Origin of the sequence: Methylorubrum subtropicum, from assembly GCF_038442325.1 — a bacterium.
GTDB lineage: Bacteria > Pseudomonadota > Alphaproteobacteria > Rhizobiales > Beijerinckiaceae > Methylobacterium > Methylobacterium subtropicum.
On sequence record NZ_JBBXMW010000010.1, the window covers coordinates 100,588 to 127,066 of the forward strand.

Sequence of the window (26,479 nt, forward strand, 5' to 3'; positions counted from 1 at the left end):
GGCCGAACGCGCGTTCGCGCTTATCCGAACAGGGTTGCCGGGCCGCTAACCCGCAGGCCCCGTTCGAGTGTGACCCGTTTGCGACGCGTATCCCTCCGTATCTTCGCGCTGCGACAAATCCCCCAATGCCAGTTGCATCCGAGGCGAGACAGGATGAAGCTGTCATCAGCCTGAAGGGGGTGTTCGAATGCCGCTGCACTCGACGAACGACCTGTTCCAGAGCTTCGCTCGCGGTTACGAAGCGCGCCGCGACACGGAGATGACGCTCTCCGAGTATCTCGAAGCCTGCCGCGACAATCCGCTGATGTACGCCTCCGCGGCCGAGCGCATCCTCGATGCCATCGGCAAGCCGGAGATGGTGGACACCGCCAAGGACTCACGGCTGGGCCGCGTGTTCATGAACCGGACGATCCGGATCTACCCGGCCTTCTCCGAGTTCTACGGCATGGAGGAGACGATCGAGCGGATCGTCTCGTTCTTCCGCCACGCCGCGCAGGGGTTGGAGGAGCGCAAGCAGATCCTCTACCTGCTCGGGCCGGTCGGCGGCGGCAAGTCCTCGCTCGCCGAGCGGCTGAAGGCCCTGATGGAGGTCCATCCGGTCTACGTGCTCAAGGCCGGCGACGAGGTCTCCCCCGTCTTCGAGAGCCCGCTCGGCCTGTTCGACCCCGAGACCATGGGCCGGGAGATCGAGGAGCGCTTCGGCATCCCGCGCCGGCGGCTGACCGGGCTGATGAGCCCCTGGGCCTTGAAGCGCCTCGACGAGTTCGACGGCGACATCTCCCGCTTCAAGGTGATCAAGGTCAGGCCCTCGCGCCTGCGCCAGATCGCCATCGCCAAGACCGAGCCGGGCGACGAGAACAATCAGGACATCTCGTCCCTCGTCGGCAAGGTCGACATCCGCCGCCTCGAGACGCTGTCCCAGGCCGACCCGGACGCCTACTCCTACTCGGGCGGCCTCAACCGGGCGAACCAGGGCGTCCTCGAATTCGTCGAGATGTTCAAGGCGCCGATCAAGATGCTCCACCCGCTGCTCACGGCGACGCAGGAGGGCAACTATGTCGGCACCGAGAATATCGGCGCGATCCCCTTCACCGGCGTGATCCTGGCCCACTCGAACGAGGCCGAGTGGCAGTCGTTCAAGACCAACAAGAACAACGAAGCCTTCATCGACCGCATCTACGTCATCAAGGTGCCCTACTGCCTTCGCGTCACGGAGGAGCAGCGCATCTACGAGAAGCTGATCTCCGGCTCCGAACTCTCCGCCGCGGCCTGCGCGCCGGGCACGCTGGAGATGCTGGCCCGCTTCTCGGTGCTCTCGCGCCTGCGGGAACACGCCAACTCCAACCTGTTCTCGAAGATGCGGGTCTACGACGGCGAGTCCTTACGCGAGGTCGATCCCCGCGCCCGCTCGATGCAGGAATACAAGGACACCGGCGGCGTCGACGAGGGCATGGACGGGATCTCGACCCGCTTCGCCTTCAAGGTGCTGGCCGCGACCTTCAACCACGACACCACCGAGGTTTCGGCCGATCCGGTCCACCTGATGTACGTGCTGGAGCAGGCGATCCGGCGCGAGCAGCTGCCGCCGGAAACCGAGAAGCGCTACATGGAGTTCATCAAGACCGAACTCGCCCCGCGCTACGCCGAGTTCATCGGCCACGAGATCCAGAAGGCCTATCTCGAATCGTACCACGATTACGGCCAGAACCTGTTCGACCGCTACATCGACTACGCCGACGCCTGGATCGAGGATCAGGACTTCAAGGACGCCGAGACCGGCCAGCTCCTCAACCGCGAACTCCTGAATCAGGAGCTGACCAAGATCGAGAAGCCCGCGGGCATCGCCAACCCGAAGGATTTCCGCAACGAGGTGGTGAAGTTCGCGCTCCGCTCGCGGGCGCAGCACGGCGGTCGCAACCCGTCGTGGACCTCCTACGAAAAACTGCGCGAGGTGATCGAGCGGCGGATGTTCTCCCAGGTCGAGGAGCTGCTGCCCGTCATCTCGTTCGGCTCCAAGAAGGACAGCGAGACCGAGAAGAAGCACGGCGAGTTCGTCGATCGGATGACCGACCGCGGCTACACCGAGCGTCAGGTTCGGCGCCTCGTGGAATGGTACATGCGGGTGAAGCAGGCGGGGTGAGGCGGGCGCCCCACCTCGGGCATCCGCCGCAATTCCGCACCTTATGTCCCTGAACCAGGGACGCGAAACCAGGCGCTGAGCGACACCGGATGCACATCGTCGACCGTCGGCTCAATCCAGGCGGAAAGAGCCTCCCCAACCGCCAGCGCTTCCTGCGCCGGGTCAAGGACGTCGCTCAGCGGGCGGTGCGCGAATCCGCCCGCGAGAAGGACATCAAGGACCTCGGCAAGGACGGGCGCATCACCGTGCCGGGCGACGGCGTGCGCGAGCCGCGCTTCTCGCGCCAGCCCGGCACGGGCCATCAGGACTACATCCTGCCGGGCAACAAGACCTACGTGGAGGGCGACCGGATCGAGCGCCCGCCGGGCGGCGGGGGAGGCGGCGGCGGCGGTGCGGGCGAAGGCGGCGGCGGCTCTGAGAACAGCGAGGACGCCTTCCACTTCGTGCTGACGCGCGAGGAATTTTTGGACCTGTTCCTCGAAGACCTCGAACTGCCCGACCTCGCCAAGCGCCGGCTGGCGCTGGTCGAGACCGAGGGGCTGCGCCGGGCCGGCTACACCGTCTCGGGCTCGCCCGCGAACCTCGCCCTGTCGCGGACCCTGCGGAACTCGATGTCCCGCCGCATCGCCCTCAAGCGGCCGAAGCTCGAAGAGATGCAGGCCTTGGAGGCCGAGGTCGCGCGGGCCCGCGAGACCGACGATCCGGGCCTGCCCGATCTGATCTTGAAGCTGGAATTCCTGCGCGAGCGCTCCAAGCGCATCCCCTATGTCGATCCGATCGACCTGCGCTTCCGCCGGTTCGAGCCTTATCCGAAGCCGATCGCCCAGGCCGTGATGTTCTGCCTGATGGACGTGTCCGGCTCGATGACCGAGCACATGAAGGACCTCGCCAAGCGGTTCTACATCCTGCTGCACATCTTCCTGACGCGCCGCTACAAGCACGTCGAGATCGTGTTCATCCGCCACACCGACCGGGCGACGGAGGTGGACGAGGAGACCTTCTTCGGCTCCCGCGAGACCGGCGGCACGCTGGTCTCCTCCGCCCTCGTCGAGATGAAGCGCATCGTGGCCGAGCGCTACTCGCCCGACGACTGGAACATCTACGCGGCGCAGGCGTCCGACGGCGACAACGTCTCCTCCGACGGCCCGACCTCGACGGAACTCTTGCGCGCCCACATCCTGCCGGCCTGCCAGCACTTCGCCTACCTCGAAGTCGGCGACGAGAACGGCCCCCGCGCCGGGTTCGTGGAGCACCGCACCACCCTGTGGCGGACCTACGAGGCGCTCGCCAAGGCCGGCGAGCCGCTCGCCATGCGGAAAGTGAACCACCGCCGCGACATCTACCCGGTCTTCCGCGAGCTGTTCGGCCGCAAGGACGCCAAGGCGGAAGCATGAGGCTCTTCCCCTCCCCCACAGATCTCGGGCTTGCCCGAGATCTGCATCAAGTTGACCATGATTGGGCAAGCCCAATCATGGGCGGGGAGGGGCCAGGGGTGGGGGGCGTGCAGAAGGCACCGTGACGGTTCCTCCTGAACCACCCCCAACCCCCTTCCCCTCCCCGCAAGGGGGAGGGGAGACAGCGTCGAGGAGAAGGACCGCCATGGTCGCGAGCCTGAGCCGCAAGACATCCGCAGCGCCCCAACCGGGCGAGCTGCTGTTTTCCGGCAACGACTGGGACTTCCACACGATCCGGCGCATCCACGACGCCTGCGAGGCGGTGGCGGGGCCGGAACTCGGCCTGTCGTGGTACCCGAACCAGATCGAGATCATCACCGCCGAGCAGATGCTCGACGCCTATGCCTCGATCGGCATGCCGCTGTTCTACAAGCACTGGTCGTTCGGCAAGCACTTCGCCCAGCAGGAGGCGAGCTACCGCCGCGGCCTGATGGGGCTCGCCTACGAGATCGTTATCAACTCCGATCCGTGCATCTCCTACGTGATGGAGGAGAACACGGCGACGATGCAGACGCTCGTCATCGCGCACGCCGCCTTCGGCCATAACCACTTCTTCAAGAACAACTATCTGTTCAAGCAGTGGACCGACGCGGAGGGCATCCTCGACTATCTCGACTTCGCCAAGGGCTACATCAGCCGCTGCGAGGAGCGCTACGGCCACGGGGCCGTTGAGCAGGTGCTGGATGCCGCCCACGCCCTGATGAGCCAGGGCGTCCACCGCTATCCGCGCAAGAAGCGCCCGGACCTCGCCAGCGAGCAGCGGCGCGAGCGCGAGCGCGAGCAGCACGGCGAGCAGATCTACAACGACCTCTGGCGCACCCTTCCCGCCAAGGCGGGCGCGGCCAAGGGCGATCCGGCGCTGGAGCGGCGCAAGGCGCTGCTCGAACTGCCCCAGGAGAACATCCTCTACTTCTTGGAGAAAGTGGCCCCGCGCCTGCGGCCGTGGCAGCGCGAGATTCTTCGTATTGTCCGCCTCGTCGCGCAGTACTTCTACCCGCAGCGCCAGACCAAGGTGATGAACGAGGGCTGCGCCACCTACTGCCACTACCGGATCATGAACGCGCTGTCGCAGAAGGGGCAGCTTAGCGAGGCGGCCTATCTCGAATTCCTGACCTCGCACACCAACGTCATCCGCCAGCCGACCTTCGACGACCGCTCGTTCGGCGGCCACAACCCGTATGCGCTGGGCTTTGCCATGATGCAGGACATCGCCCGCATCGTGGAGCAGCCGACCGACGAGGACCGCGACTGGTTCCCCGACATCGCCGGCCAGGGCGACGCCATGGGGGTGCTGCGCGATTGCTGGGAGAACTACCGCGACGAGAGCTTCATCGCGCAGTTCCTCAGCCCGAAGCTCATGCGCGACATGCGCCTGTTCCACGTGACCGACGATCCCGACGAGCCGGAGATGCGCGTCGCGGCGATCCACGACGAGCGCGGCTACCGCAAGATGCGCCGCTCCTTCGCCCGCCAGTACGACGTGGCGTGGCTCGACCCCGATATCGAGGTGGTGGACGTCGATCTGGAGGGCGACCGCCGACTGATCCTCCACCACAAGGCGCTCAACCGCATCACCCTGCAGAAGGACGACGCCCGGCGCGTGCTGCAGCACCTCGCCGACCTCTGGGGCTACGACGCGGTGCTGAAGGAGATCGACCCGGCCAGCGGCGCCGTGCTGGTGGAGCACACGGCGAGCGCCCGGCCGATCTTCTTCTGAAGGTAACGCAGACGGGGCGCAGCCCCGGCGGCTCAGGCGGGCGCGTCGGCGGCTTTCCGAGCGGTCTCCTCGATGAACCGCGCCATCACGTCGGTCAGTTCCGGCCCGTTGCCCCAGAAGTGAACGAAGCCGAGCGGCTCGTCGCCGCCGACCATCACGGCGTTCTGGGTGTAGCGGACCCGCGGAGTCAGGAACGCGTAGTCGATCGGCGCCAACTTGACGGTCACGTAGTTGACGATCGGCTGATCGAAATGACTGAGGGACTTGGGGCCATGCTGCTCGAGGTAGCGGCGAATGGCTTCCCTGATCTTGCGCAGCGTGCCTTCGTGCGGCGTCAGCGACGGTACGGTGAAAATCCCCGAGTTGAAGCCCGGCAGGTCGTGGGCCTCCAGCCCGGGATCGTTCCGCACGAGGGCGCTCCCGGCCGGGATGTGCGTGTCGAGCCGCGTCCAGGTCTCGGCCTGGAACGACAGCTTGTCGTGGAACGCGACGGCCTCGAAGAACGGCATGACCGGGCAATCGACGGCCGCATCGAGATCCATGTAGAGGAACGGCTGATAGAGATGCGCCGATTCCCAATCGGAGAAATAGTATCGCGCGCTGTAATAATCGAAGCTGCTCACCGCCCGCAGATTCTGCACGTGGATGCGATCCATCGGCAATCGCGGCAACAGCGCGGAGAGTTCCCGATGGCTCTTGTCGCCGATGACGAGGACATCCCCCTCATAGCGACCCAACTCGAACAGGGACCGCAGGCACAGGTGCAGGCGCTCGAAGATCTCGTCGGGCCCGTAGGCGACGACGAAGACGAGCGGGCGGAACAGCTGAAACGCCTCGATGCGCCAGCCGTCGAAGAAGAGAACCGCTTCGGACCGGCGGATGTCGCCATCGGGGCCCCGTCCCCATTCACGGGCCGAGGGCAGACCGCGCGGCACGGGCAGTTCGTCGGAGCCGACCTTCAGCTTGAAGCCGGGAAGAAGGGCGATCTCGTGCGCGCGCAGGAAGGTGTTGTCGCTCCGGCGCCACCAATCGTTGCCCTGAAAGAAATCCAGGAAATCCAATTCCGCCTTTGAAATCACCACGAAGGCTTCCCAGGCCTTGGCCGCCGGCATCATGGCCATGGTGGATCCGCCCGGGCGCGCCGAGAGGAATTTGTCGTCCCGCTTGAGAGACAGGCCGACCTTGGGATGTGCCCCGGAGGCATAGACGAACGATCCGTGCTCGTCCGAGGCCGTGGTGCGGACGGCCCTGCATTGCCGAGCCGGACGCAGAACAAGGAGGCCGGTGTCGAAAGCATCGCTGTCCTCGACAAGTACAGGCAGATCGTCGTCGCATAATTCCTTGATCGGGCGATGAAGCAGCTGCCCGGTGCGGGGATTGTGGCAGACAATGGTCCCGAACCAAGTCATCAAATGCTTCATTCCGACCTCTCAGGCTTCCTCACGGAATGGTCCCGTGGAGCGTTTGTAGGCTCGATTTGCCGTCGATGTCGAAAGAATCGCGATTGAACCTTTGCCCCTCCCCTGAGGGCACGCTCGCACGCGGTTCCGCTGCCGCTGGGGAAGCCGCCCGGATCGGTGGTGTCCGGGGCGAGGCCGTCAGAGCGAGAGCAGCGCGGCGCCCGCGTCGCGCTCCGCCTCACCGAGGCGCACGCGGCCACCCTCCAGCACCGCACCGCCCCCCGCGATCAGCGCGAGGGCTGCCGGATACAGCCGGTGCTCCTGCACGATGACGCGGGCGGCCAGCGCGTCGGCGTCGTCGCCGGGCAGCACCGGCACGGCGGCCTGGGCCACGATCGGCCCGGCGTCGAGTTCCGGCACGACGTAGTGGACGGTGCAGCCGTGGAGCCGCACGCCGGCTGTAATCGCCCGCTCATGCGTGTGCGTGCCCTTGAACAGCGGCAGCAGCGAGGGGTGGATGTTGATCATCCGCCCGGCCCACGCCTCGACGAAGGCGTCGGTGAGGATGCGCATGAAGCCCGCCAGCACGATCAGCTCGATCCCGGCGGCGTCCAGCTCCTTTTGGAGCGCGGCGTCGAACGCGGTGCGGTTGGGGTAGACTTTGTGGTCGACGGCGCGGGCCGGGATGCCGGCCTCCCGCGCGCGGGTCAGCCCGGCGGCGTCGGGACGGTTCGACAGCACCAGCACGATCTCGGCCGGGTAATCCGGCGCGCGCGCCGCCTCGATCAGCGAGACCATGTTGGAGCCGCGGCCGGAGATGAGGATCGCGACGCGTTTTTTCGTGACGTGGGCTGACATGGGCGTTCCGGGCAACCTCCGGTCATCCCATCCACCCCCTCATCCTGAGGTGCCGCGTCAGCGGCCTCGAAGGAGGGCTCCAGGGATCGCTGAGACTTCTGGAGCCCTCCTTCGAGGCCTCCGCTTCGCTACGGCACCTCAGGATGAGGTGGGTGGATGGGAAACGGTATGGTCCTGCGCCTTACAGCCCCAGCGTCCCCGTGAACGTCACGGCGTCCGCCCCGCGCTCGGTGATCCGCCCCAACCGCACCGGCGCCTCGCCGGCCTCGGTCAGCGCGTCGGCGACCGCATCGGCCGCGTCGGCGGCGGCGACCACCACCATGCCGATGCCGCAGTTGAAGGTGCGCAGCATCTCGGATTCGGCCACGCCCCCTTCCCGCGCCAGCCAGCCGAAGACCGGCGGCACGGCAATCGCCGAAAGATCGATCTCGATGCCGACGCCCTCGGGCAGCACGCGGGGCAGGTTGTCGGGAAAACCGCCGCCGGTGATGTGGGCGAGCGCGCGGATGCCGCCCGCGCGCTTGAGGGCGGCGAGCAGCGGCTTCACGTAGATGCGGGTCGGCTCCAAGAGCGCCTCGCCGAGCGTGCGGCCCGGCGCGAACGGCGCGTCGGCGTCCCATCCGAGGTCGGTCTTGGCCACGATCCGGCGCACCAGCGAGAAGCCGTTGGAATGGACGCCCGACGAGGGCAGCCCGAGCACCGCGTCGCCCGGGCCGATGCCCGGCCGCGGCAGCAGCGTGCCGCGCTCGGCCGCGCCCACCGAGAAGCCGGCGAGATCGTAGTCGGCGCCGTCGTAGAGGCCCGGCATCTCGGCGGTCTCGCCGCCGATCAGCGCGCAGCCCGCCTGCCGACAGCCATCGGCGATGCCGCGCACGATGTCGGCGCCGACGCCGGGCACCAGTTTGCCGGTCGCGTAGTAGTCGAGGAAGAACAGCGGCTCGGCGCCCTGGACGATGATGTCGTTGACGCACATCGCCACGAGGTCGATGCCGATGGTACTGTGCCGCCCCGTCTCGATGGCGATCTTCACCTTGGTGCCGACGCCGTCGTTGGCAGCGACCAGGATCGCGTCCTTGAAGCCCGCGGCCTTGAGGTCGAACAGGCCGCCGAAGCCGCCGATCTCCGCATCCGCCCCCGGCCGGCGCGTGGCGCGCACCAGCGGCTTGATGGTCTCCACGAGCGCGTTGCCCGCGTCGATATCGACGCCGGCCTGCGCGTAGGTGAGCCCGTTCCCGTCCTGCGCCGTCATCGCCGTCCCGCCGCGCTCCCACAATTCACGGATATGCGCTGCCACATCGCGCCGCGCTTGACCACACCCGCGCGCGCAAGGCACCGCGCCGGGGCACAGCATCCTGCGCCGCGCCTTGACCCGCCCGCCCCCGCTTCCCACTCTCCCGGTGACGACGGCGACGGGACGGCAAGGAGCCTCGATGCGCGCACGGGCCATCATCGGGCTCTCGATTCTCGCGGTCCTGCTCTTCCTGCTCTACGAGCTGCGCGAGGTGATGCTGCCCTTCGTGGCGGGGCTGGCGCTCGCCTACCTGCTCGATCCGCTCGCCGACCGGCTGGAGCGGCTCGGCCTCGGGCGCTTGGCTGCGACCCTCATCATCCTGGCGGGCTTCGTCGTCGGCTTCGTGGTGCTGCTGATCATCGTGGTGCCGCTCGCCGCCGGGCAGATCGCCGCGCTCGTCAACACCCTGCCGGGCACGGTCTCGCGGCTGCAATCGATCCTGGTCGAGCGGGCCGGGCCGTTGTTGGAGCGGCTCGGCGGCAAGGAGGGGGTGGGCGAGCTGCAATCCTCCGTCGGCACCCTGGTGGGCCAGGGGGGCACGTGGTTCCTCGCCTTCCTCAAGTCGCTCTGGACGGGCAGCCAGGCGCTCGTCTCCATCGCCTCGCTGCTCGTGGTCACCCCGGTCGTCGCCTTCTACCTGCTGCACGACTGGGACCGGATGATCGCCGCGCTGGACCGCTGGGTGCCGCCGCGCCATCGCCCGACCGTGCGTCGGCTCGCGGGCGAGATCGACGGGGCCGTCACCGGCTTCGTGCGCGGGCAGAGCCTCGTCTGCCTCATCCTCGGCTCGTTCTACGCCGTCGGCCTGTTCATGGTCGGGCTGAACTTCGGCGTGCTGATCGGGATGATCTCGGGGTTCCTCACCTCCATCCCCTATGTCGGCACGCTGACCGGTTTCATGCTCTCGGTCGGCGTCGCGCTCGCGCAATGGTGGCCCACCGGCGACTGGCTGTTCATCGGCCTCACCGTCGGCGTGTTCCTCGTCGGCCAGTTCCTCGAAGGCAACGTCATCTCGCCCAAGCTCGTCGGCGATTCGGTCGGCCTGCATCCGGTCTGGCTGATGTTCGCGCTGCTCGCCTTCGGCTCGCTGTTCGGCTTCGTCGGCCTGCTGCTCGCCGTGCCGGTCGCGGCCTCCATCGGCGTGGTCGTGCGCTTCGGCATCGAGCGCTATCTGGAGAGCCGGCTCTATCGCGGCGACGGACCGGTGCTGATCGGCGAGGCCGAGGCGCCCAAGCTCTCCACCCGCGACTGACGAGACCCGAAACGCGGCGCCGGATCGGTCACCGAGGCGATCGATCGGGAGCGCTGACTAAACGATGGGCCGCCGTGCGGCATGCCGGATGGTGGCGATCGCCACCTCCCCGGCCGTCTCATCGATCCGGTAGACGATGAGATAGGGCTGGCGCGGCACGGCGAAGCGGCGCACGCCGCGCCCGATCGAGCGGCCAGATTGCGGATGCTCGGTCAGCAGACGCAGGGCGGCAGCGAGTTGCGCCTGCACCAGCAAGGCCGCCTGCGGGTTGCGGGGTTCGAGATAGGCGGCGATGCGGTCGAGATCGTCCTCGGCGCGCGGGGATAGGCGCAGTTTCAAGGGCGACGGTGACGGGCGAAGGCCGCCGCCACCAAGTCCTCGGGCTCGCCCACCACGCCCTCGCCGCGCTCGAGCTGCGCCAACCCTTCCATGACGGCGGCCATGTGCTCCGGCTCGATGTCGATGGGAGCACTCCCCTGCGCGAGCGTGAGAATGGCCTGGGCCACGCTGTCCCGCGTGGCGGGCGGCATCTGCCGCATGGCTTCGACGGCTTGGTCGAGAACGGTCATGGCAACACCTCTCACGGCATCCTAGAGCATCGGTCCGAAAGGTGGATGCTGGCTTTCGGGAAAAAAGCCGATGCGGCATAGAAACTTAGACAATCGTCCTGGATTTCATATCCAGGACGATTGTCTAGCACAGCATACGGCGTCGCTGGTCCAGATCGTCGATCGGCACGAAGCCATCGGGCCTGCCGCGATGCGCGGGCGGGTGGGGCGGCCCGTCCGCGCCCGAATATGCCTCGAAACGCCGCGCGGTGTATGCTCCCGCCCATGCGCGACACCGCCCCCCCGAAGCAGCTGGCCTTCGATCTGCCGCTGGACCCGCGCTACGGCGCGGAGGATTTTCTGGTCAGCCCCTCCAACGAGGAGGCCTACGGCCTGATCGAGGCGTGGCCGGATTGGCCCGACACGGTGTTCCTGCTGCGTGGGCCCCCAGGCAGCGGCAAGAGCCATCTGGCCTCGATCTGGGCGAGCCGGGCGCAAGCCTGGACCGTCTCCGCCGCGGAGGTCGGCCATGGCGACGTCGCGCATCTCATCTCCAACGGCGCCCTCGTGGTCGAGGACGTGGACCGCGAGGCCGGCCGCGACGAGGCGGCCCTGTTCCACCTGCTCAACCTCGCCCGCGAGCGACGCTTCCCCGTGCTGCTCACGGCGTCGGGCCCGGTCGACGGCTTCGGCCTGAAGGTGGCGGACCTGCGCTCGCGCCTTCGCCTCGCCCCCGGCGCCGAGATCGGCCCGCCGGACGACGCGCTGCTCAAGGCGGTGATCGTCAAGCTGTTCGTGGACCGCCAGCTCGTGGTCGATCTCTCCGTGGTCGAGGCGCTGGCCCTGCGCATCGACCGCTCGCTCGCCCGCGCCCGCGAGGTCGTGGCGGAACTCGACCGCGACGCGCTGGGGCGGCGGCGGCGCATCTCGAAACCGCTGGCGCTCGCCGTGCTCGACCGGCTCGACCCCGAAGACGCCGACGAGACGGATGCGGAGCCCGACGATCCGGCTTGAGTCGTCCGTTCGGTGTCACGAAACTGTCAAACGGCCGCGCCGCGCCCATGTTAGGGAGCCGGCCGAAAATCGGAACGGAGAGGAGCCCGCACGTTGTCGGAAGCCGAGTCGGACGCTCTGGTGCAGGACGCCGAGGCGATGGAGACCGAAGAGACCAGTCTCGCCACCGAGCGGGGGGTGCGCAGCGAGACCGCGCGGGCCCGCACGGCACGCGCCGCGCGCATCCTCGCCGCCGAGAAGGCCGCCGAAAAACCCTCCGAGCCGGAGGCCGGCGCCGACCCCGCCGCCACCGAGGCCGCCCGCGAGCCGGTGATCGAGGCGGGCCGCGCGCTCCGCCACTCGCCCGAGCGCTTCGTCAACCGAGAGCTGTCCTGGCTCCAGTTCAACCGCCGGGTGCTGGAAGAGGCCTCGAACCCCAACCATCCGCTGTTGGAGCGGCTGCGCTTCCTCTCGATCTCGGCCAACAACCTCGACGAGTTCTTCATGGTGCGGGTGGCCGGCCTGCACGATCAGGTCCGCGCCGGCATCACCACGCCGTCGCAGGACGGCTTGAGTCCCGCCGAGCAGCTCACGCGCATCGGCGCCGAGGTCTCGCGGCTGGCGCTGGACCAGCAGGAGCGCTGGCGGCAGCTGCGCGAGGAGCTGAACGACAACGGCATTCATCTCGCCGAGCCGGTGGAGCTGTCGCCCGAGCAGATGGCGTGGCTGGAGGAGTACTTCCTCGCCCACGTCTTCCCGGTGCTGACGCCGCTCGCCATCGATCCGGCCCATCCGTTCCCGTTCATCCCGAATCTCGGCTCGACCATCGCCTTCATGCTGGTGCGCCCCCGCGACGGGCGGACCCTGCGCGCGCTGATCCGCATGCCGTCGGTGCTCGACCGGTTCGTGCGCCTGCCCGACCGCGAGGGCGAGACGACCGCCCGCTTCATCGCCATCGAGCAGGTGATCGTGAAGTTCGCCGCCCGGCTGTTTCCCGGCTACACCCTCAAGGCCCAGGGCGCCTTCCGCGTCGTGCGCGATTCCGATCTGGAGATCGAGGAGGAGGCGGAAGACCTCGTCCTGCACTTCGAATCGGCGATCAAGCGCCGCCGCCGCGGCGTGGTCATCCGCCTCGAAGTCGAGGCCGGCATGACCGAGGAGCTGCGCGCCTTCGTGGCCGACGAGCTGGAGATCGCCCCCGACGCGATCTTCCTCGTGGAGGGGACGCTGGCGCTCAACGAGCTGTCGCAGATCGTCGGGATCGACCGGCCGGACCTCAAGTTCAAGCCCTACAACCCGCGCTTCCCCGAGCGCATCCGCGAGTCCGGCGGCGACGTGTTCGCGGCGATACGCCAGAAGGATTTCTGCGTCCACCACCCCTACGAGTCGTTCGATTCGGTGGTGCAGTTCCTCCATCAGGCCGCCCGCGACCCGAACGTGGTGGCGATCAAGCAGACGCTCTACCGCACCTCCTCGAACTCGCCGATCGTCGCGGCGCTCGCCGAGGCCGCGGAGGCCGGCAAGTCGGTGACCGCGCTGGTCGAACTGAAGGCCCGTTTCGACGAGGAAGCCAACATCCGCTGGGCGCGCAACCTCGAAAAGGCCGGCGCGCAGGTGGTGTTCGGCTTCGTCGAGCTGAAGACCCACGCCAAGCTGTCGATGGTGGTGCGCCGCGAGGGCGATCGCCTCGTCACCTACTGCCATATCGGCACCGGCAACTATCACCCGATCACGGCGCGGGTTTACACCGACCTGTCGTTCTTCACCGCCGACCCGGCGATCGGCCGGGACGTGTCGCGCATCTTCAACTACATCACCGGCTATGCCGAGCCGGCCGAGCTGGAGCGCATGGCGGTCTCGCCGCTCACCTTGAAGCCGCGCCTGCTCCAGCACATCGAGGAGGAGATCGCCCACGCGAAGGCCGGGCGGCCGGCGGCGATCTGGATCAAGTGCAACTCGCTGGTCGACAGCCAGATCATCGACGCGCTCTACGACGCCAGCCAGGAGGGCGTGCAGATCGATTGCGTGGTGCGCGGCATCTGCTGCCTGCGCCCCGGCATCCCCGGCCTGTCGGAGACGATCCGGGTGAAGTCGATCGTCGGGCGCTTCCTCGAACACGGGCGCGTCTACGCCTTCGGCAACGGCGCCGGGCTGCCGCATCCGAAGGCGACCGTCTACATCTCGTCCGCCGACCTGATGAGCCGCAACCTCGACCGGCGCGTCGAGGCGCTCTTGCCGATCACGAATCCCACTGTGCATCAGCAGGTGCTGGACCAGATCATGCTGGCCAACCTCCTCGACAACCGCCAGAGCTGGCGTGTACTGGCGTCGGGTGCCTGCGAGCGGATCGGCCCCGCGGAAGGGGAAGAGCCGTTCAACGCGCACAAGTATTTCATGACGAATCCGAGCCTGTCCGGGCGCGGCAAGTCGTCGAAGAAGTCGAGCCCGCGGGCGCTCAGCCGCCGCGCGCAGCGCTCCTGACCGCTAGGCTCCGTGCCGGGGCAACGACGCTCCGGCGCGTCTCCATCGACAGGCGCCCCTCCCCCCGGCGCCCTGGCAAGGGGATCGCATGGGTCCGCACCGTTCGCACCTCACGCTCGCCCACGATGCCGAATGGCCGGGTTCCATGACGAGCCGCACGACCGCCCCCGTCGCGATCATCGATATCGGCTCGAACTCGGTGCGGCTCGTCGCCTATGACGGGCTTCAGCGGGCGCCGACGCCGCTCTACAACGAGAAGGTCCTGTGCGGGCTCGGCCGCTCGGTCTTCTCCACGGGGCGGCTCAATGAGGATTCGGTGCTGCGGGCGCTGACGGCGCTGCGGCGCTTCCGCGTCCTGTGCGACACGATGCGGGTCGGCCGCATCTTCGTGCTGGCGACCGCCGCCGCCCGCGACGCCGCCAACGGCCCGGCCTTCCTGGAAGCCGCGCAGGCCGCGCTCGGCCAGGAGATTCAGCTGCTGTCGGGCCGGCGCGAGGCGGAGCTGTCGGCGCTCGGCGTCGTCTCGGGCTTCTACGCGCCGGACGGCGTGGTGGGCGATCTCGGCGGCGGCTCGCTCGAACTGGTCGATGTCCACGGCGTCACGGTGGGCCTCGGCGTGACGATGCCGCTCGGCGGGCTGGCGCTGCAGGACCTCTCCGAGAACTCGCCGAAAAAAGCGCGAAAGATCGCCCGCGAGCATCTCAGGAAGGCCGAGCCGCAGCTGGAGACCCTGCGCGGGCGCACCTTCTACGCCGTCGGCGGCACGTGGCGGGCGCTGGCCCGGCTGCATCAGGCGGCCCGCGGCTACCCGCTCCACGTCATGCACGGCTACACCGTCGAGCCCTCCGACGAGCTGAGCTTCCTCGAAATGGTCGAGACGACCGACGCAGCGGCGTTGCAGGAGGTCGAGACCATCTCCGAGGCGCGCCGGCCCCTGCTCGCCTACGGCGCCGTCGTGCTCGAGGAGATCATCCGCTTAGGGCGTCCCCGCGAGATCGCGATCTCGGCCGGCGGCGTGCGCGAGGGCCTGCTGTTCGAGCAGCTCGACCGCGACACCCGCGCGCTCGATCCGCTGATCGTCTCGGCCCAGGAGCTGAACGAGCAGCGCGCCCGCTCCCCCGGCCACGGCGAGGAACTGCGCGCCTGGACCGACCGCTTCATCGAGACGCTGGACGGCCCCGAGACCGCGGGCGAGCGGCGCCTGCGCCACGCCGCCTGCCTGCTCTCGGATATCGGCTGGCGGGCGCATCCCGATTATCGCGGGGAGCAGAGCCTCAACGTCATCGCCAACGCGGCCTTCACCGGTATCGACCATCCGGGCCGGGCCTATCTCGCCCTGTCGGGCTATTTCCGCCACGAGGGCGTCGCCCCGGAGAAGGCGAGCCCGATGCTGCGGGGCTTGGCCGGCCCCCGCCTGTTCGACCGCGCCCGGCTGATCGGCGCGCTGCTGCGGGTCGCCTTCCCGGTCTCCGCGGGCATGGCCGGCCCGCTCGCCCGGATGCCGGTGACGGTCGAGGACGGCAAGGTGGTCTTACGCCTGCCGCGGGACTGGGAGGCGCTGAACGGCGAGCGCATGCTCAACCGCGTGCGCGGCCTCGCCCGCGTGATCGGCCTCGACGGCCGGATCGACGTCGCCTGATTTTTTTGAGCATCGGCCCGAAAAGTGGCCGCCGGTTTTCGGAAAAAGCCGATGCGGCACAAGCTTCACCGCAGCGTCAGCGGGAAGCTGAGTTCAGTGTAGCCTTCCAGGGTCAGCAGGCCGGGCGGGGGTGGGGCGAACGGCCCGGCGGCTTGCGCGGCCCGGCGCGCCCGCTCGGCCAGAGCCGGCGCGCCCTCCTCGATCTCGACCCCGTCGAGCGTCCCGTTGGCGGCGATCCGCACCCGCAGGGTCACCGGCCCGCCGCGCCCCGGCGCCGCCGCGCGGTCGGCCGCGCCGATGCGGTTGACCACGTCGGCGACCCAGGCCCGCGCCTTGGTATCCACCCGCGGCGCGGCCAGGGCGGAGACGGACAGGAGCGTCAGGACGAGAAGGGCCGGCAGGAAGCGGGACACCACGCGAGAAAACTCCGACGGACCTGATGGGACACGGCCGCTCGGGGCGCGGCCGGTGGAGGACGAGTGGTGCCCGGCGCCGCCCGAGGCCACAACGAAAGCAGGATAGGAACGAAAAAGGGCGCCCTGAGGCGCCCCGGACACGGCCCGGCCGGCGATCATAGCGCCGTGCCGGCCATGGCCGCTTCGCTCACATGCGGTTCTTCTTGGACTTCATCTTCTTCGACTTCATCGGGGCGCCGCCGGACATCTTGCCGCTCATCTTGCTGTCGGGCTGCACGCCGGTGGCGTTGGAGCCGGTCATCTGCGCGCTGTTGCCGCCGCTTTGCGCCAGGACCGGCGTGCTGACGGCCGCCGAGCCGATGACGAGGGCAGCCGCGAGACCGAGGGCGTATTTCATGGGGCGTCTCCCGATTTGTCGTTGTGGTTCAAGGACCGTGAAACCAACAGCGCGCCCCGGCCGAGGTTCCACCGCCCGCCGCCGCCTTTGTCATTGCAGCGCAACAGGAATTTGCCGCAGCGCCGCTTGGCCGGGCGCTCAGATCGAGGCCGCCGCGCCCCGGCGCAGATGCTCGTCGAGCCGCGGCATGATCTCGACGAAGTTGCAAGGGCGGTGCCGGTAATCGAGCTGGCTCGCCAGGATGCCGTCCCAGGCATCGCGGCAGGCCCCGGGCGAGCCCGGCAGCACGAAGATGTAGGTCGCCCCCGCCACCCCCGCGGTCGCCCGCGACTGCAGCGTCGAGGTGCCGATCTTTTCGTAGGAGATGCGATGGAAGATGGCGGAGAACCCGTCCATCCGCTTCTCGAACAGCGGCTCCAGCGCCTCTGGCGTCACGTCGCGCCCGGTGAACCCGGTGCCGCCGGTGGTGAGGATCACGTCGATCCCCGGATCGCGCACCCAGGCCCCGACCCGCTCGCGGATGGCGCCCACCTCGTCCGGCACGATGTCCCGCTCCGCCAGCCGATGCCCGGCCTCCGTCAGCCGCGCCGCCAGCGTGTCGCCGGACCGGTCGTCGGCCAGCGTGCGGGTGTCGGACACCGTGAGCACGGCGATCGAGAGGGGGATGAAGGCGCGGGCGGGTTTTGCATCGGACATCGGCGTCTCACGGGCGTTCACGGCGGATAGCGTCGCATATGGCGTCGGACAGGCGACTTGTCCTGCGGACACGTCAGAGGTGCCGACCGTCCGCGTTTACGCTCCCGCCCGCCCCATGCTAGGCGCCCGCGAGAGAGATTCCTCCGAGCCGAGGCGAAAAAATGATCCCCCGCTACTCCCGCCCCGAGATGGCCGCGATCTGGTCGCCGGAGAGCCGGTTCCGGATCTGGTTCGAGATCGAAGCCCACGCCACCACCGCTCTCGCCAATATCGGCGTGGTCCCGAAGGAGGCGGCCGATAAGGTGTGGGAGAAGGGCCGCGACGCGGTGTTCGACGTCGCGCGGATCGACGCGATCGAGGCGGTGACGAAGCACGACGTCATCGCCTTCCTGACACATCTGGCCGAGATCGTCGGGCCGGAGGCGCGGTTCGTCCACCAGGGCATGACCTCGTCGGACGTGCTCGACACCTGCCTCAACGTGCAGCTCACCAAGGCCGCCGACATCCTGATCAAGGATCTCGATGCGCTGCTCGCCGCGCTCAAGCGGCGCGCCTTCGAGCACAAATTGACCCCGACCATCGGCCGCTCGCACGGCATCCACGCCGAGCCCGTCACCTTCGGCCTCAAGCTCGCCCAGGCCTATGCCGAGTTCGACCGCGCCAAGGAGCGGCTGATCGCGGCGCGGAAAGAGGTCGCGACCTGCGCGATCTCCGGCGCCGTCGGCACCTTCGCCAACATCGACCCGCGGGTGGAGGAGTACGTCGCCGCGCAGATGGGCCTCGTCCCTGAGCCGGTCTCGACCCAGGTGATCCCGCGGGATCGTCACGCCATGTTCTTCGCCGTGCTCGGCGTGATCGCCTCGTCGATGGAGCGGCTCGCCATTGAGGTGCGCCATCTCCAGCGCACAGAGGTGCTGGAAGCGGAAGAATTCTTCTCCGAGGGGCAGAAGGGCTCCTCGGCCATGCCGCACAAGCGCAACCCGGTGCTGACCGAGAACATCACCGGCCTCGCCCGCATGGTGCGCGGGTACGTGACCCCGGCCTTGGAGAACGTCGTGCTCTGGCACGAGCGGGACATCTCCCACTCCTCGGTCGAGCGGATGATCGGCCCGGACGCGACCGTGACCCTCGATTTCGCGCTCGCGCGGATGACGGGCGTGATCGACAAGCTGCTGATCTACCCGGCCAACATGCAGAAGAACTTGGACAAGCTCGGCGGCCTCGTCCACTCGCAGCGGGTGCTGCTGGCGCTGACGCAAGGGGGGCTCTCGCGCGAGGATTCCTACCGGCTGGTCCAGCGCAACGCGATGCCGGTCTGGCGCGGCGAAGGCGATTTTTTGTCACTTCTCAAGGCCGACGCGGAAGTGACCGCCGTCTTGAAGCCTGAGCAGATCGAGGAATGCTTCGACCTCGGGTACCACTTCAAGCACGTCGACACGATCTTTGCGCGGGTGTTCGGGGCGGCGTAGGGCGGCCTTCGCACGGAACCTGCTTCACCCGCGTTCGATGCACGCCCGAGACCTCCGATGACCCGCACCGCCTACCTCAACGGCAGCTTCCTCCCCCTCGACGAGGCCCGCGTGCCGGTGATGGACCGCGGCTTCCTGTTCGCCGACGGGATCTACGAGGTCGCGGCGGTGCTGGGCGGTAAGCTCGTGGACAACGCGGCGCATCTGGCCCGGCTCGACCGCTCGATGTGCGAGATCGGCATCCGCAATCCCCACACGTCCGAGGAGTGGGAGCGGCTGGAGACGGAGCTGGCGACGCGCAACGGCCTGACGGAGGGCCTCGTCTATATCCAGGTGACGCGGGGCGTGGCCGAGCGCGACTTCTCCTTCCCCAAGGGCGAGGTCGCCCCGACCGTGATGATGTTCACGCAAGCGAAAAGCATCGTCGCCAACCCGCTGGCCGAGACCGGGGCCAAGGCGATCACCGTGCCGGACCTGCGCTGGAAGCGGCGCGACATCAAGTCGGTGGCCTTGCTCGCCCAGGTCATCGCCAAGCAGCAGGCGGCGGAAGCGGGTGCGGCCGAGGCCTTCATGGTCGAGGACGGCGTCGTGACCGAGGGCTCCTCGTCCTCCGTCTTCATCGTGACGAAGGCGGGTGCGCTGGTGACGCGCCCGCTCTCGCACGCGCTGCTGCCCGGCATCACGCGGGCCGCCGTGCTGGCCCTCGCCGAGGAGACCGGGATCGCATTCGAGGAACGGATCATCGCGGCCGACGAGCTGCCCGAGGCGGCGGAGGCGTTCTACACCTCGGCCTCGGCCTTCGTGATGCCGGTGGTCGAGATCGACGGGAAGACGCTGGGCGACGGCCGCCCCGGCCCGGTGGCGCGGCGCCTGCGCGAACTCTACTTCGCCTTCGCCGAGGGGCGACGCGCCTCGTAAAGAGGAACGCGCAGCGGGGGGCCCTCGTTGGTTCGTGAAGGACCGACCGAGGATACGATGACTTTCGGAAAGACGCTCTTTGTGGCCGCCGCCCTGCTGACGGCCTCCGCCGGCACGGTGGCGTTTGCGCAGGACCCCTCCGTGCCCCAGCGCGGCCAGGACAGCGACCCGAAGCTGCCCGGCCCCAACGACCGGGTGCCGGAGAAGGTGCGCCCGGAGGGCGACACCACCGGCTCGACGCTGAGCGACAAGCTCGAGAAGTCGGACGGCGTGATCAAGCCGCCGGCCGGCGTCGATCCCGAGATCAAGACCATCGCCCCCGATCCGAGCCCGAACTCGACGCCCGTCATCAAGCCGCCGGGTGATGCGAAGTAAGGGCGTTTGGGCTGAAGCCGGATCGGTGCAGATTCAACACAACCTCAGCCGTCCCCCCTCACCGTCATTCCGGGGCCGCGTAGCGGAACCCGGAATCCACCCGTGATGCGCGGCTACTCACACCGTCGCGGCCAGTCGTGGATTCCGGGTTCTCGCCTTCGGCAAGCCCCGGAATGACGGGGGTTGGCATCCGAAACGGTCGGGTGCTGGCCAAAATCATCGCCCCCACGACGCACACTGAAGGCCGAACTCGTCGGCATCTGCACGGCTTGTCTCCCTCCAAGGCCGGTCCATTCGCTTGACGGACCTGTTCAGATCGCCGAAGAGGCCTCGCATGCTCCATCCCCGGCTCACGCCGGGGTTTTTGCGCGTGCGCAACCGCTCGGTGCCCGCGCTCGAAAGACGGCCCGGACGGGGATTGCCGGCTTCGCGAGAGGCCGAGGCACGAAACCGAGGTGGCCGGACCGCCGGCCCGGATACGACCGGGGCGGGGCTCCGGCGAACGCGAGACAGGTCTGACCGCATGGCGAACGTCGTCGTCGTAGGCGCCCAGTGGGGCGACGAGGGCAAGGGCAAGATCGTCGACTGGCTCTCCGAGCAGGCCGACATCGTGGTGCGCTTCCAGGGCGGCCACAACGCGGGCCACACGCTGGTGGTCGGCAACGCCGTCTACAAGCTGTCGCTGCTGCCCTCCGGCGTGGTCCGCCAGGGCACGCTCGGCGTCATCGGCAACGGCGTGGTGCTCGACCCCTACGCGCTCGCCTCCGAGATCGACCGGCTCGCCGGCCAGGGCGTCGCCATCTCCCGCGACAACCTGCGGGTGGCCGACAACGCCACCCTGATCCTGTCGCTGCACCGCGAACTCGACGCGCTGCGCGAGGACGGGGCCCAGGGCACCAAGATTGGCACGACCAAGCGCGGCATCGGCCCGGCCTACGAGGACAAGGTCGGTCGCCGCGCGATCCGCCTGATGGATCTGGCCGAGCCCGAGACTCTGCCGCCGAAGATCGAGCGCCTGCTCGCCCACCACAACGCCTTGCGCCGCGGCTTCGGCCTCGAAGAGATCGCCGAACAGACCGTCCTCGACGAAATCACGGCCATCGCCGACCGGGTGCTGCCGTTCCAGGACACCGTCTGGCACCTGCTCGACGAGGCCCGCCGCAAGGGCAGCCGCATCCTGTTCGAGGGCGCGCAGGGCGCGCTGCTCGACGTCGATCACGGCACCTACCCGTTCGTCACCTCGTCCAATACCGTGGCCGGGCAGGCCGCGACCGGCTCGGGGCTCGGCCCGCGCGCCATCGGCTACGTGCTCGGCATCGCCAAGGCCTACACCACCCGCGTCGGCGAGGGGCCGTTCCCGACCGAACTGCACGACGAGATCGGCCAGCGCATCGGCGAGCGCGGCCACGAATTCGGCACCGTGACCGGGCGCAAGCGCCGCTGCGGCTGGTTCGACGCCTGCCTCGTGCGCCAGACGGTGCAGACGTCCGGCATCGACGGCATCGCGCTGACCAAGCTCGACGTGCTCGACGGCTTCGACGAGATCCGGGTCTGCACCGCCTACGACATCGACGGCAAGCGCCTCGACCACCTGCCGGCGAGCCAGGCACAGCAGCAGCGCGCCGTGCCGGTCTACGAGACGATTCCGGGCTGGACCGGGACGACCGCCGGCGCCCGCTCCTGGGCCGATCTGCCGGCGCAGGCGATCAAGTACGTGCGCCGGATCGAGGAGCTGATCGGGGCCCCGGTCGCCCTGCTTTCGACCTCGCCGGAGCGCGACGACACGATCCTGATGCACAACCCCTTCGAGGATTGAGCGAAACGGCCGGACAGCAGGACAGGCGGATCGGGGCACGATGGCCGACTATTATCCGTTGCTGGCGCGGGCGCTCGACGCCCTGCCCGACCGGACGCCGGCCCTGCGCAAGGCCGTCTACGACCGCGCCCGCAGCGCCCTGATCGGGCAGTTGCGCAACCTCGACCCGCCGGTGCCGGAAGCCGACATCGAGCTGGAGCGCAAGGCGCTGGACGCGGCGATCGAGCGGCTGGAGGCCGGCTACGGCGCCGCGCCTGCCGCCCCGGCGGTGACGCCTGCGCCGGCCCCGCCACCTCCGCCCGCCGAGCCCAAACCGGCGGCGAAGCCCGCGGCGACGCCTGAGCCGAAGCCGGCACCGGTGAGCCCCCCTCCCCCGTCGCCGGAGGCCACGCCGCCCAAGGCGACGGAAGCGAAGCCCGCGGACGTCAAGCCCGTGGCGCTGGCGAAGACCGAACAGCCGAAGCCGCCCGCGGAGCCCAAGCCCGCCGCTCCCCAAAAGAAACCGGCGCCCGAGCCGCTGCCGCCGGCCACGCTGCCCGCCGACCTGCTGCCCGAGCCCGGCCCGCCGGTGGACGCGCAGCCCTTCGTGCCGCCGCCGCGGCGACCGAAGCCGGAGGAACGCGCCGAGCCGCGCCCCGAGGCAGCGGGCTTCATCCCGACCGTGCCGACGGCCGAGAACGAGGATACGGCTGCTGAGGGCGCGAACGGGCGCCAGCGCCCGCGCATCGACGTGGTGGCCCGGCCCGCCGGGCGCTCGCGCATGCTGCGCAACCTGTTCGTCGGCGGCGTGCTCGCCAGCGTGATCGCCCTGATCGCGGTGACGGCATTCTTCCTGCGCGACCGGCCCTCCGATCTCCAGCGCACCATCGCCGAGACGCAAGGCGGCGACCCGGCCGAGACGCCGGACGCCAAGTTCGCCGACCGGGTCGGCGGCGAGGCCGAGCCGAAACCGAAGCCGGCCGCGCCCGGCGCGAGCCCGGCCCAGCCGGAGGTCGCGGTCTCGCAGCGCGCGGTGCTCTACGAGGAGAACACCGCCGATCCCCGCGCTCAGCCCGCGGCCATCAGCGGTCACGCGATCTGGCGGCTCGACACCGTGGCTGGCGAGCAGGGCGAGCCGCTGCAGACCGTGCTGCGTGCCACCGTCGAGTATCCGGAGGCCGGCCTAACGCTCGGCATGACGATCCGCCGCAACCGCGACGCGACGCTGCCGGCCTCGCACACGATCGAGCTGGCCTTCACCAATTACGGCTCGGGCGCCAAGCGCGCGGTGCAGAATGTCGGGCTGCTCCAGCCCAAGGAGGAGGAGGCCTCGCGCGGCTCGCCCGTGTCCGGGCTGCCGGTGCGGGTGCGGGAGAACCTGTTTCTGATCGGCCTGTCGTCGCTGAAGAGCGACGTGGATCGCAACACCGACCTGCTGCTCCACCGCAACTGGTTCGACCTGCCGATCTCCTACGCCTCGGGCACGCGGGCGATCCTGACCTTCGAGAAGGGCAATTCCGGCACCCGCGCGATGCAGGCCGCCTTCGACGCCTGGAAAGACTGAGGTCGATATCGGGATTCCGAAGGGATCATCCCTTCGGCGGGGCGCCGGGGCAGAGCCCCGGCTTCCCTTCGACCAGGGCTCTGCCCTGGACCCGCGAAAGGACTCGTCCTTTCGAAACCTGTTACGTCAGACCCGCGCTTCGGCCCGCGGCAGCTCGCGGGTGGCGAGGTTGCGCTTGACCGCTTCCTGCACCTTCTCGAACGCCCGCACCTCGATCTGGCGCACGCGCTCGCGGGAGACGCCGAACTCGCCGGACAGGTCCTCCAGCGTGATCGGGTCGTCGGCGAGCCGCCGCGCCTCGAAGATGCGCCGCTCGCGCGGGTTCAGCACGCCGAGCGCGTCGCGCAGCGCCGAGAGGCGGTTGCGCCCCTCCTCCTCGCGGGCCAGCACGGTCTCCTGGCTCGGGCTGTTGTCCACCAGCCAATCCTGCCACTCGCCCTCGCCTTCCTCACGCAGCGGCGCGTTGAGCGAGGTGTCGCCGGACAGGCGGCGGTTCATGTCGACCACGTCCTGCTCCGGCACGCCGAGCGAGGTGGCGATCGACTTGACCTGTTCGGGACGCAGGTCGCCCTCGTCCAGCGCCGAGATGCGGCCCTTGGCCTTGCGCAGGTTGAAGAACAGCTTCTTCTGGTTGGCCGTGGTGCCCATCTTCACGAGCGACCACGAGCGCAGGATGTATTCCTGGATCGCCGCCTTGATCCACCACATGGCGTAGGTGGCCAGCCGGAAGCCCTTGTCCGGATCGAAGCGCTTGACCGCCTGCATCAGGCCGACATTGCCCTCGGACACGACCTCGCTGATCGGCAGCCCGTAGCCGCGGTAGCCCATGGCGATCTTGGCCACCAGCCGCAGGTGCGAGGTGACGAGCCGGTGGGCCGCGTCGCGGTCGCCGCCGTCGCGCCAGCTCTTGGCCAGGGTGAATTCCTCCGCGGGCTCCAGCATCGGGAACTTGCGGATCTCGTCGAGGTAGCGCGAAAGGCCTCCCTCGTTGGCGAGCACGGGCAGTGCGCCAGCCATGTGCACCTCCTTCAACAGCCCCCCGAATCGGGCAGGCTCCAAGCACGGCCGCTCCTCTTGAGCCGGCCACGCCGCTTCCCATCTTAGACGGGTCCCGCCGTGCCCGGTAGCGGCCAACGCTGTTCACGCGGGGTCCAACGCGCGAAGCGGAGTCCGGGTTTAACGTGTCACGCGGGCGCACCCGTCGCGGTGCCGAAACGCACCTTCGTTCGATCACCCCTCCAACGCCGCCAGCAGCCCGGAAAAGTCCTCCGGCAGCGCGCTCTCGAAGCGTAGCCGCTCCTGCGTGCGCGGATGCAGGAAGCCGAGTTCGGCCGCGTGCAGGGCTTGCCGCCCGAGCGCCGTCAGCGCCGCCCGAGGACCCTCGCCGAGGCGGGCCGCCTTGGTCTTGAAGGCGGCGCCGTAGGTCGCGTCCCCCAAGAGCGGATGGCCGCGATGGCTGAGATGCACCCGGATCTGGTGGGTGCGCCCGGTCTCCAGGCGGCAGCGCACCAGGGCGGTGAGCCTGTCGCCGCCCGGCAGCCCCTCGACCCGGTAATGCGTCACGGCGTGGCGCCCCTCGCCTTCGCGCACCACGGCGATCTTTTCGCGGTTGTGGCGCGAGCGGGCGAGCGAGGCGGTGATAGTGCCGGCCCGCGGCTCGGGCACGCCCCAGACCAGGGCGAGATAGGCCCGCTCCAGCGCGCCGCTGCGGCCGTGGTCGGCGAACTGCGCCGAGAGGCCCTGATGCGCCAGATCGTTCTTGGCGACGACGAGCAGCCCGCTCGTGTCCTTGTCGAGACGATGGACGATGCCGGGCCGGCGCACCCCGCCGATCCCCGACAGGCTCTCCCCACAATGGGCGATGAGCCGATTGACCAGCGTGCCGTCCTCGTGCCCCGCTGCCGGATGCACGACGAGGCCCGCGGGCTTGTCGATGACGATCAGGTCGTCGTCCTCGTGCACCACGGTCAGCGGCAGCGCCTCGCCCCGCGGCTGGGCGGGCACAGGCGCCGGCACCACCACCTCGATCCGGCTCCCGCCCCCCACCTTCCGCGCGGGATCGCGCACCTCCACCTCGTCGCAGCGCACGAAGCCGTCGCGGGCGAGCGCCTGGAGCCGGGCGCGGGAGAGATCCTCGAGGCCGCGGGCGAGCACGCGGTCGAGCCGCTCGGGCGCGGCGCCTTCCTCGACGACGAGGCTGCGGACGGTCGTATCCTGAGTCACCGAACTTTTCTCGCTGCAGCGCCCGAAACGGCTTGCCCGGGCGCGGAGGCGTCGCTATAGCACCTCTCGCCGGCCCGGAAGCTCCCATCGTCTAGCGGTCTAGGACGTCGCCCTCTCACGGCGAAAACAGGGGTTCGATTCCCCTTGGGAGCGCCATCCGGATCAAGCACTCAGCTCGATCCAGCCCGCGCATCACGATCATCGTTGTCGATGTCGCCGCCGAGGGGCTCACGCCATGAGCAGCATCGACGAAGCGCGTCCACCCGCGTGGACACCGCGACGCCCGCGGGCAAGCTCATGCGGAAGGCGCCTACAAGGGCCGTAAGCCCACCGTGCGGGCGCGGGCGGAGCCGATCAGGGCTCTGTGCGGTCAGAGCCTCAGCATGGGCGCGATCGCGACGCAGCTCGAGATCGGCAAGGGGGCCGTGCACCGGGTGCTGGTGAGGCACAGGGCGGCGGCGCGCGCTTCGCCAAGGACATCGCCGGCACCGATCAGCCGGAGCGCAACCTTCGTGCCGTCATGACAGCGCTGCAGCCCCCGGCAGCGCCGCGGGCTGCGGACGACATGCTCGACGTGTTCCGCGCGACCGGCACGCGCAAGCCGCGTGGAGGCATCGAAGCGCGCCGAAGCATGATCCAGACATAAAGCCTATGTCCGGTCGGCTTCGAGCCGGATGCGGCGAGGTGCCCGCCCCTTTGGCCCGGCGGCCCGATCCGCCGGGTTTTCGCCTTCGTCCCGCTCCGGCACCCTCGTCAGTAAGATATTTCTCGGATACAACCAGCACGCCGCCTGAAACGACGGTGCTTTTACCGGTAATGCATCGCAATTTGGCTGCGGCGTCGAAGCAGGGGG

The 26,479-nt window shown here is 69.1% G+C and carries 22 protein-coding genes and 1 tRNA gene; 13 read left to right on the forward strand and 10 right to left on the reverse strand.

The genetic code is table 11. From position 1 onward, the window contains the following. Positions 1 to 187: 187 nt before the first annotated feature. The 3 genes from AAHG03_RS15340 (at position 188) to AAHG03_RS15350 (ending at position 5,311) form a co-directional block, all read left to right on the forward strand. Entirely contained in the window at positions 188 to 2,140 is a 1,953-nt protein-coding gene (locus tag AAHG03_RS15340) for a PrkA family serine protein kinase (RefSeq protein WP_342151552.1), read from the forward strand. 89 nt (positions 2,141 to 2,229) lie between these two features. After that, a complete protein-coding gene (locus AAHG03_RS15345) occupies positions 2,230 to 3,534 on the forward strand; it encodes a YeaH/YhbH family protein (RefSeq protein WP_342151553.1) in 1,305 nt (434 codons plus the stop codon). Between the two features lie 205 nt (positions 3,535 to 3,739). Further along, complete coding sequence (locus tag AAHG03_RS15350) at positions 3,740 to 5,311, forward strand: SpoVR family protein (protein ID WP_342151554.1); 1,572 nt, start codon at positions 3,740 to 3,742, stop codon at positions 5,309 to 5,311. Between the two features lie 32 nt (positions 5,312 to 5,343). On the opposite strand, the gene AAHG03_RS15355 is transcribed toward AAHG03_RS15350, so the two are convergent. From AAHG03_RS15355 to purM, 3 genes are all read right to left on the reverse strand, one after another. After that, on the reverse strand, positions 5,344 to 6,720 hold the full coding sequence (locus AAHG03_RS15355; protein ID WP_342151555.1) for a hypothetical protein: 1,377 nt from the start codon (positions 6,718 to 6,720) through the stop codon (positions 5,344 to 5,346). 189 nt (positions 6,721 to 6,909) lie between these two features. Further along, positions 6,910 to 7,569 (reverse strand): phosphoribosylglycinamide formyltransferase, encoded by a 660-nt coding sequence (gene purN / locus AAHG03_RS15360; protein WP_342151556.1) that lies wholly within the window; start codon positions 7,567 to 7,569, stop codon positions 6,910 to 6,912. A 181-nt stretch (positions 7,570 to 7,750) separates the two neighbouring features. Further along, complete coding sequence (gene purM / locus AAHG03_RS15365; protein WP_342151654.1) at positions 7,751 to 8,818, reverse strand: phosphoribosylformylglycinamidine cyclo-ligase; 1,068 nt, start codon at positions 8,816 to 8,818, stop codon at positions 7,751 to 7,753. A gap of 181 nt (positions 8,819 to 8,999) precedes the next feature. Here purM and AAHG03_RS15370 point away from each other — a divergent pair, with 181 nt between their 5' ends. Continuing rightward, positions 9,000 to 10,112 (forward strand): AI-2E family transporter, encoded by a 1,113-nt coding sequence (locus AAHG03_RS15370; RefSeq protein WP_342151557.1) that lies wholly within the window; start codon positions 9,000 to 9,002, stop codon positions 10,110 to 10,112. 57 nt (positions 10,113 to 10,169) lie between these two features. Here AAHG03_RS15370 and AAHG03_RS15375 read toward each other — a convergent pair whose 3' ends face one another. Beyond that, positions 10,170 to 10,451 (reverse strand): type II toxin-antitoxin system RelE/ParE family toxin, encoded by a 282-nt coding sequence (locus AAHG03_RS15375; RefSeq protein ID WP_342151558.1) that lies wholly within the window; start codon positions 10,449 to 10,451, stop codon positions 10,170 to 10,172. After that, a complete protein-coding gene (locus AAHG03_RS15380; RefSeq protein WP_342151559.1) occupies positions 10,448 to 10,681 on the reverse strand; it encodes an acetyltransferase in 234 nt (77 codons plus the stop codon). Before AAHG03_RS15380 ends, AAHG03_RS15375 begins: the two co-directional genes overlap by 4 nt. Positions 10,682 to 10,945: 264 nt before the next feature. Here AAHG03_RS15380 and AAHG03_RS15385 point away from each other — a divergent pair, with 264 nt between their 5' ends. From AAHG03_RS15385 to ppx, 3 genes are all read left to right on the forward strand, one after another. Continuing rightward, the gene (locus tag AAHG03_RS15385; RefSeq protein WP_342151560.1) at positions 10,946 to 11,674 is read left to right on the forward strand and encodes a P-loop NTPase family protein; all 729 of its coding nucleotides are present in this window, start codon (positions 10,946 to 10,948) and stop codon (positions 11,672 to 11,674) included. A 93-nt stretch (positions 11,675 to 11,767) separates the two neighbouring features. Beyond that, the gene (locus AAHG03_RS15390; protein WP_342151561.1) at positions 11,768 to 14,134 is read left to right on the forward strand and encodes an RNA degradosome polyphosphate kinase; all 2,367 of its coding nucleotides are present in this window, start codon (positions 11,768 to 11,770) and stop codon (positions 14,132 to 14,134) included. 145 nt (positions 14,135 to 14,279) lie between these two features. Next, complete coding sequence (gene ppx, locus AAHG03_RS15395; protein ID WP_412759752.1) at positions 14,280 to 15,773, forward strand: exopolyphosphatase; 1,494 nt, start codon at positions 14,280 to 14,282, stop codon at positions 15,771 to 15,773. 65 nt (positions 15,774 to 15,838) lie between these two features. Here ppx and AAHG03_RS15400 read toward each other — a convergent pair whose 3' ends face one another. From AAHG03_RS15400 to moaB, 3 genes are all read right to left on the reverse strand, one after another. Next, positions 15,839 to 16,189 (reverse strand): TonB family protein, encoded by a 351-nt coding sequence (locus AAHG03_RS15400; protein ID WP_342151563.1) that lies wholly within the window; start codon positions 16,187 to 16,189, stop codon positions 15,839 to 15,841. A 187-nt stretch (positions 16,190 to 16,376) separates the two neighbouring features. Then, positions 16,377 to 16,586 (reverse strand): hypothetical protein, encoded by a 210-nt coding sequence (locus AAHG03_RS15405; protein ID WP_342151564.1) that lies wholly within the window; start codon positions 16,584 to 16,586, stop codon positions 16,377 to 16,379. 138 nt (positions 16,587 to 16,724) lie between these two features. Next, complete coding sequence (gene moaB / locus AAHG03_RS15410; RefSeq protein ID WP_342151565.1) at positions 16,725 to 17,282, reverse strand: molybdenum cofactor biosynthesis protein B; 558 nt, start codon at positions 17,280 to 17,282, stop codon at positions 16,725 to 16,727. A gap of 161 nt (positions 17,283 to 17,443) precedes the next feature. Between moaB and purB the strand changes: the two genes are divergently transcribed. From purB to AAHG03_RS15435, 5 genes are all read left to right on the forward strand, one after another. Further along, complete coding sequence (gene purB, locus AAHG03_RS15415) at positions 17,444 to 18,751, forward strand: adenylosuccinate lyase (protein ID WP_342151566.1); 1,308 nt, start codon at positions 17,444 to 17,446, stop codon at positions 18,749 to 18,751. A gap of 57 nt (positions 18,752 to 18,808) precedes the next feature. Next, positions 18,809 to 19,669: a D-amino-acid transaminase gene (locus AAHG03_RS15420; protein WP_342151567.1), complete on the forward strand. Its 861-nt coding sequence runs from the start codon at positions 18,809 to 18,811 to the stop codon at positions 19,667 to 19,669. A 57-nt stretch (positions 19,670 to 19,726) separates the two neighbouring features. Further along, on the forward strand, positions 19,727 to 20,044 hold the full coding sequence (locus AAHG03_RS15425; protein ID WP_342151568.1) for a hypothetical protein: 318 nt from the start codon (positions 19,727 to 19,729) through the stop codon (positions 20,042 to 20,044). Between the two features lie 523 nt (positions 20,045 to 20,567). After that, positions 20,568 to 21,860: an adenylosuccinate synthase gene (locus AAHG03_RS15430; protein ID WP_342151569.1), complete on the forward strand. Its 1,293-nt coding sequence runs from the start codon at positions 20,568 to 20,570 to the stop codon at positions 21,858 to 21,860. 40 nt (positions 21,861 to 21,900) lie between these two features. Further along, positions 21,901 to 23,403 carry a histidine kinase gene (locus AAHG03_RS15435; protein WP_342151570.1) on the forward strand — a complete coding sequence of 501 codons (1,503 nt, stop codon included), beginning with the start codon at positions 21,901 to 21,903 and terminating at the stop codon, positions 23,401 to 23,403. Positions 23,404 to 23,529: 126 nt separating this feature from the next. Here AAHG03_RS15435 and rpoH read toward each other — a convergent pair whose 3' ends face one another. Both rpoH and AAHG03_RS15445 read right to left on the reverse strand, forming a co-directional pair. Continuing rightward, complete coding sequence (gene rpoH / locus AAHG03_RS15440) at positions 23,530 to 24,420, reverse strand: RNA polymerase sigma factor RpoH (protein WP_342151571.1); 891 nt, start codon at positions 24,418 to 24,420, stop codon at positions 23,530 to 23,532. A 213-nt stretch (positions 24,421 to 24,633) separates the two neighbouring features. Next, positions 24,634 to 25,626: an RluA family pseudouridine synthase gene (locus AAHG03_RS15445; protein ID WP_342151572.1), complete on the reverse strand. Its 993-nt coding sequence runs from the start codon at positions 25,624 to 25,626 to the stop codon at positions 24,634 to 24,636. Positions 25,627 to 25,706: 80 nt separating this feature from the next. Between AAHG03_RS15445 and AAHG03_RS15450 the strand changes: the two genes are divergently transcribed. Next, positions 25,707 to 25,782, forward strand: a tRNA-Glu gene (locus tag AAHG03_RS15450). Positions 25,783 to 26,479: the final 697 nt, after the last annotated feature.

Excerpts from the sequence above, each read along its gene's own strand:
- AAHG03_RS15340 (WP_342151552.1), top strand. The coding sequence starts at position 188 with ATGCCGCTGCACTCGACGAACGACCTGTTCCAGAGCTTCGCTCGCGGT.
- AAHG03_RS15345 (WP_342151553.1), top strand. The coding sequence starts at position 2,230 with ATGCACATCGTCGACCGTCGGCTCAATCCAGGCGGAAAGAGCCTCCCC.
- AAHG03_RS15350 (WP_342151554.1), top strand. The coding sequence starts at position 3,740 with ATGGTCGCGAGCCTGAGCCGCAAGACATCCGCAGCGCCCCAACCGGGC.
- AAHG03_RS15355 (WP_342151555.1), bottom strand. The coding sequence starts at position 6,720 with ATGACTTGGTTCGGGACCATTGTCTGCCACAATCCCCGCACCGGGCAG.
- purN (WP_342151556.1), bottom strand. The coding sequence starts at position 7,569 with ATGTCAGCCCACGTCACGAAAAAACGCGTCGCGATCCTCATCTCCGGC.
- purM (WP_342151654.1), bottom strand. The coding sequence starts at position 8,818 with ATGACGGCGCAGGACGGGAACGGGCTCACCTACGCGCAGGCCGGCGTC.
- AAHG03_RS15370 (WP_342151557.1), top strand. The coding sequence starts at position 9,000 with ATGCGCGCACGGGCCATCATCGGGCTCTCGATTCTCGCGGTCCTGCTC.
- AAHG03_RS15380 (WP_342151559.1), bottom strand. The coding sequence starts at position 10,681 with ATGACCGTTCTCGACCAAGCCGTCGAAGCCATGCGGCAGATGCCGCCC.
- AAHG03_RS15385 (WP_342151560.1), top strand. The coding sequence starts at position 10,946 with ATGCGCGACACCGCCCCCCCGAAGCAGCTGGCCTTCGATCTGCCGCTG.
- ppx (WP_412759752.1), top strand. The coding sequence starts at position 14,280 with ATGACGAGCCGCACGACCGCCCCCGTCGCGATCATCGATATCGGCTCG.
- AAHG03_RS15405 (WP_342151564.1), bottom strand. The coding sequence starts at position 16,586 with ATGAAATACGCCCTCGGTCTCGCGGCTGCCCTCGTCATCGGCTCGGCG.
- moaB (WP_342151565.1), bottom strand. The coding sequence starts at position 17,282 with ATGTCCGATGCAAAACCCGCCCGCGCCTTCATCCCCCTCTCGATCGCC.
- purB (WP_342151566.1), top strand. The coding sequence starts at position 17,444 with ATGATCCCCCGCTACTCCCGCCCCGAGATGGCCGCGATCTGGTCGCCG.
- AAHG03_RS15420 (WP_342151567.1), top strand. The coding sequence starts at position 18,809 with ATGACCCGCACCGCCTACCTCAACGGCAGCTTCCTCCCCCTCGACGAG.
- AAHG03_RS15425 (WP_342151568.1), top strand. The coding sequence starts at position 19,727 with ATGACTTTCGGAAAGACGCTCTTTGTGGCCGCCGCCCTGCTGACGGCC.
- AAHG03_RS15430 (WP_342151569.1), top strand. The coding sequence starts at position 20,568 with ATGGCGAACGTCGTCGTCGTAGGCGCCCAGTGGGGCGACGAGGGCAAG.
- AAHG03_RS15435 (WP_342151570.1), top strand. The coding sequence starts at position 21,901 with ATGGCCGACTATTATCCGTTGCTGGCGCGGGCGCTCGACGCCCTGCCC.
- rpoH (WP_342151571.1), bottom strand. The coding sequence starts at position 24,420 with ATGGCTGGCGCACTGCCCGTGCTCGCCAACGAGGGAGGCCTTTCGCGC.